Below are 1,809 nucleotides of genomic sequence, written 5' to 3'. Positions count from 1 at the left end.
AGGCAAGTTCTCGCCTACCCGCAACGCATGAATAGGAATACGTTACGGGGCGCTATCCTTGTAGAAGCATACTCTGTACTTCCCGCACGACCGATAGCAAGCCACGCCGTAACACGTTCCCGCTAAACGAATGTATGCAGCACGGAATTACGGCTTATCAGTTTTTATCTACGTGGTATCAGGCAATTCCACGCGAACACAAAAAAGCGGTATTCCAATAACCCCACCGATAGGATTAAAAGAATACCGCAAAATATATCGACCGAAATAGGTAGAAATTCACACTTGAAACTTTCCATAATAGTCGATATAATGAATACATAAATTTAATCCGTATGGGTTGATACGGAGCCGCTAGAATCGATTGGCGTCGAAACTAGCAACTATAAGCGTTTACCGACTCCAATCGGTAGGCGCTTTTTCACGTTCAATATTAAGTTGTATCCATTGTAACGCCATTTTTCTACTAAAATCAAGTTATTTTTTGTATTAAACCCGACACGATGTCAGTATTCGTCGTATATCATCGCCGATAAGCGCATTCTGACGAATCTTCGCGACTACTACCCGCGATCCAAAAGTTATCGGCTCAGAATCGTTAATCTCAGCGTATTTTCTTCCCTATTAATCGCTCTCTTACGCCATCTTTCTTCGCTGCGTGCAAAAAAAAATAGGGAAACCCGCCAAGGCTTCCCGTATCTTCGTTATTATCTTTCCTTTTTCTCTTCTCAATCCTTATAATTCTCGCCATATTTTGCGAACAGATCATACAATGCAAGCTCTACTATATCTTGCTTATCTAGTCGGAATTTTGCCGCGAATTCGTCAAGTGCTTTTCCTACGCCCTCATTAACATTTAAAGTCTTGCGCATCTTCTTTTGAGGCTCTATTTCTTGTTTAACTCTTATATACAGATCGTTAATACTATGCGACGTCTCTATCACGCCTTCGCGCGTTGTTGCTGCGGTGTTTATAGCATCTTTAACCGTTCCCCATTCATTAATCATATCACGTAAAACACTCACCTCATGCGGTGTTAATGCGTTATGTACTTCACCTTCTGTTGACACATCGATCGTTCTTTGTACGTTACCCTTACGTTGTGCACGTGTTTTACGCACGTTAACGAAGTCTTGTATGTCTCTTTCAAGCGGCTGATCACCCTCTCCTACGAAGTGCCACCCTTTATCGCCACTATTACGATATTCATAACCAAGGCTTTTTAATGTGTCTCGCAGCTTCTTCTCTCCTATACCTATTTCCTTTGCTAATACGGCACTCTTCGTTGTTACCAGTGCCTTCAAAACGTCTCCGATCTTCATAAATACGTCCTCCACTTCTTACTAATCAATCACGCATACGTTATTCGTTTCACCTTCATACGTTGTTTATTTCATATTCTACACTTGTATAAGTTATACCTCCATCTAAATTTGCGATTTAATGACCATATACCTATGAAACAAAAGATAATCGTCTTAAAATCGAATTCTCGGCGATACAATTTACATATCAACAAAAAAAAAGAGGGCGAATTCCGAAGACCTCGCCCAGTTTCGCTATTATTTAGTTTTACTTGCTTTTGGTTTCGGTCTCCTTGATCGACTCATCGCCTAAGATATATAGAGTGCCGTCAGCCTCAGGGAACGCATTGAACGTAATGTTTGCGATACGCTCGTTGTCAGGATCGAACGTATAATCAGGATCAGCTGACGCCGCTGCGTTTGGTACAGTGATCCAGTCATTCGGCGTAGTGTCAGGCGCAGTCGGTTTAATAACCATTTTCTTCGCAGTCGATAACATATCGAA

The 1,809-nt window shown here is 41.6% G+C and carries 1 protein-coding gene and 1 pseudogene; both read right to left on the bottom strand.

The genetic code is table 11. The features are described from left to right. Nucleotides 1–728: 728 nt before the first annotated feature. Nucleotides 729–1,322: a hypothetical protein gene (locus tag GBN91_RS28480; RefSeq protein WP_152122906.1), complete on the bottom strand. Its 594-nt coding sequence runs from the start codon at nt 1,320–1,322 to the stop codon at nt 729–731. Between the two features lie 250 nt (nt 1,323–1,572). Then, a pseudogene (locus GBN91_RS28475) lies at nt 1,573–1,809 on the bottom strand (hypothetical protein); the annotation flags it as partial.

The organism is Bacillus sp. B1-WWTP-T-0.5-Post-4 (genome assembly GCF_009183795.1).
GTDB lineage: Bacteria > Bacillota > Bacilli > Bacillales > Bacillaceae_G > Bacillus_A > Bacillus_A cereus.
Note: the sequence above shows the minus strand (reverse complement) of the source record. Positions and strands in the feature narration are given on the sequence as shown.